We start from the raw sequence: 3910 nt of genomic DNA, 5'->3' as shown, positions 1-3910 counted from the left end.
TAAAATAATGAGATAATTAACTGAATTACAAACTTTTAAATCAAAAATCTGAAGATTTTTTCAACTGCTGATTCGCATTATTCATAAAAATAGAAATTAAAAAGCACATAAATATTTTTTTAGTTCAAATTTAATCGTGAAAAATGAGGATACTTAATACACTCCTCCTTATTTTGTAAACATTAAATTGAAATATTATTTTTTTTAATACACACTAACAAAAATAAATCATTATGAAACAACACAGTTTTTGGACTGCATTATGCTTGTTGTTTGCTGCTGTTCCTATAACAGGACAGACAATAAAGAGCAGTATGGAGTTCGCTCCTTCGGAGCATTGGATCAAACCGGTAGAAAAACCTTATCGGGAAGAAATCTGTCTAAACGGAACATGGGCCTTTGCCCCTGTACAATTACCGGCTGGATTTAAAGAAGGTGAAACCCCTGCACCAGCATTACCCGGAGTTAATGAAGTAACATTCAGCAAAACCCCGATTCGCATTCCGTCACCTTGGAATGTCAACAGTTTTGCCGATAAAAACGGATTAGGTGGAGACCACCGCACATATCCGAGTTACCCTAAAGAATGGGAATCGATAAAAATGGGATGGTTACAGAAGAAGTTTACCGTTCCGGCTTCTTGGAAAGGTAAAAGAATTCAAATCCACTTCGAAGCTGTTGCCGGGAAAGCAGATATATATGTTAACGGAAAAGCCGTAGGCAACAATTTTGATATTTTCATGCCTTTCGACATAGATATTACCGATGCCGTCAAATTCGGACAGGAAAATACTCTTAACGTAGGTATTCAAAAATCGTCTCTTTTCGATGACAGAAAAAGTCCGTTGGGACGGAGAACATATCAAGGCGGTTCATTTTGGGGACAACACATCGCCGGAATCTGGCAAGATGTCTATCTCGTAGCACTACCTCAAACCCGTGTAGCAGATGTATATATTCAACCTATTGTAAATAAAAACACATTAGAAGTTGAAGTGACACTTCGCAATGATGAAAATAAACCGGTTGAAGTAAATATCAGCGCAGCGGCCTACCCATGGATTTCGAAAGCAGGGAAAACTGTTCTTACAGCCGCAAATCCAAGTTCTCAGTTAGGAAGTCAAGCAGCATTGCAAATGCCGACTCAAAAAGTAACCATACCTGCAGGAAAAGAGATAAAAACGACACTGAAAACGACCGTTGACAATAAATTGAAATTATGGTCGCCTTCATCTCCCAATTTGTATGGCCTGGTTGTAAAAACTTCGGTAAACGGAAAGACAAACGACAGCAAATACACCCGTTTCGGATGGAGACAAACCGAGCTGAAAGAGGGAAAATTCTGGTTGAACGGTAAACCTTTTGTTTTAAAAGGAGATTCATGGCATTATATGGGCATTCCCCAAATGACACGTCGTTATCCTTGGGCCTGGTACACCGCATTGCGTGATGCTAATTGCAACGCTGTTCGTCTGCACGCACAACCGTTCCCATCATTCTATCTCGACGTTGCCGATGAAATGGGTATATTAGTATTGGACGAAAGCGCGATGTGGGCCAGTGACGGAGGTCAAAAACTGGGCAGTGAAGAATTCTGGAAATGCAGTGAAGAACACATGAAACAACTCGTATTGCGTGACCGCAATCATCCTTCGGTATTCGGATGGAGTGTTTCGAACGAAATCATGCCTATTATCCGTGGTGTCATGCGCAATGCACCTGGCTTGGAAGATAATTTGGTAAAACATTTCAAAATTTGGTCTGACATCTGCTTCAAATATGATCCTTCACGTGCATGGGCTTCCGCTGACGGGGAAGACGATGGTCGCGGACTACTTCCGTTCTACATGGTTCACTACGGTGGAGAAGGAGCTATGAAAAGAGCTTATGAAAGTGGAAAACCTTGGGGTGTCGGAGAAGCTTGTAATGCATATTACGGAACTCCTGAACAAGTTTCTAACGCAGCAAAAGACGGAGGTCGAGCTTACCGTTCATTTGAAGGACGTATGGAAAGTGTTGCCGTAGATGCTTATAACTCATTAGCAAACCAACGTAAATACAACGCCAGCTATAGAAGCGTATTTAATTTAATTTGGTACGGGCTACAACCTCTGCCTCTCGGATTAAAAGACCAGACAAAAGCTCCCACATTAAAAGACGGTATAGCATTTACTTCTTTCGTAGAAGGGAAACCGGGAGTTCAACCGGAACGTATCGGACCATACAGCACAACTGTTAATCCGGGTTACGACCCGTCTCTGCCTCTATATAAAACTTGGCCGATGTTCGATGCAATAAAAGCAGCAAATGCCGAACCCATGCAACCATGCAAATGGGTTGTCAAAAATGTAACTCCGGCAAAAGCCGCTAACGTAAAGAAAGTAAAATCGATAAAAATATTACCCGAAAGCGGAAAATTAAGCAGTGAATTGTTCCGTACCGGCATTCCTGTAAAGAAAATGGATACCGAAACCGTACCCGAACTGCTGATCATCGATGGTGCAAATATTCCGGCAAATGCTACATCTGTTATGCAAAAAGTATATGCTAAAGGCGGTACGGTAGTTGTTTGGGGAGCTGATCCGAAAAAAGTAAATGAACTGAATAAAATATTACCGTCTCCGGTAGTAATAACCGATCGTAAAGCAACGTCTTTGGTATTCGGTACTCCGGACGATATTACTTCTGGTCTTACCGAAGCCGATCTCTATTTCTCTGAATTACATCCGGCAGAATTTACGACCGTCGGATTAGGTGGTTCTTTAGTAAAAAACAGCACGACATTGCTCAAGGCATGCGATACCGACTGGACGAAATGGAATAAACAACCGGAATATGCCAAGACAGGTATGATTTTACGTACCGAAAAAGAAAGCAAACCCGAAGGCGTCGTAATGCTCAAAAAGAAAATGGGACAAGGAAACTTGGTCGTTACGACTATTCCTGCTGCACCCCGTGGCGCTAAAGCAGAAAAAGCCGTTCGGGCACTTCTTACCAATATGGGCATTGAATTAGGATCAGGTAGCGACTCAGGTAAACCGTTATTGAAATCAGGAGAAATCGTACGTGTTCTAATGAGTGGCAGTTATCCTGTCGCTTCTGTAAAAGAGGCAGGAAAGGTTAATCGTGTAGATTTATCGAAAGCCGATGGTATTAAGGAAAATACGATGCTCGATGGGAAAGCTTGGAAAAAATACCATTCGCAAAGCGGTCTGATAGATTTTAAACAAGCAAAACTGGACGGACCTACTCAAAATGCCGAAACATACATGAGTTTCTGGGTATTCAGCCCGAGACCATTAGATGACCTACTTATAGAACCGAACATGCCTGTCGTCGATCTCGAAGTAGCTGCTGATGATGCCGTACAAGTATGGTTGAATGGGAAAATGATCATCAGTAATCTTCGTGAAGGACCTATCGAGGGTGGTAAAGCCGTATCAAAAGGGTTACCTTTGCACCAAGGCTGGAATCATTTTCTTATTAAAGCTATTCAAGGTGGAGGCGGCTGGTCCTTCAACGGACGTTTAATTTGCAATCAGCCGGATTACCTCGCTGAAGAAATGGACTCGGTATTAGAAAAGCCTTAAAGAAAAATTTTTCTTAGAAATAATAAAAACCGCTCTTTACAGTGATAAAAAGAGCGGTTTTTATTATTAATCAAGTAAAAAAATCAATTTAATCGCTTTTTTATACTTCTGTTAATAGAGTTAATGACCTTTTATTAAGTGTTCCCCAATACCTTTGAAACACAAAATTTACTAACAACACGACAAAAAATAAAAAATGAAAGTGCTGAAAATCTTAACTCTTGCAATGTGTTCTTTCCTTATAATCCCAACCATGCAAGGTGCGACAAAACATGCTAAAGAGACCAAATATCCAAGTTATAAAGGGATGATTATGGCGG

1 protein-coding gene is annotated in these 3910 nt (G+C 40.9%); it reads left to right on the top strand.

The window, feature by feature from the left end:
* Nucleotides 1-233 precede the first annotated feature (233 nt).
* A complete protein-coding gene (locus AC1WHX_RS11035) occupies nt 234-3590 on the top strand; it encodes a glycoside hydrolase family 2 protein (RefSeq protein ID WP_302545143.1) in 3357 nt (1118 codons plus the stop codon).
* Nucleotides 3591-3910: the final 320 nt, after the last annotated feature.

The sequence above is a fragment of the Coprobacter sp. genome (genome assembly GCF_982436375.1).
Note: the sequence above shows the minus strand (reverse complement) of the source record. Positions and strands in the feature narration are given on the sequence as shown.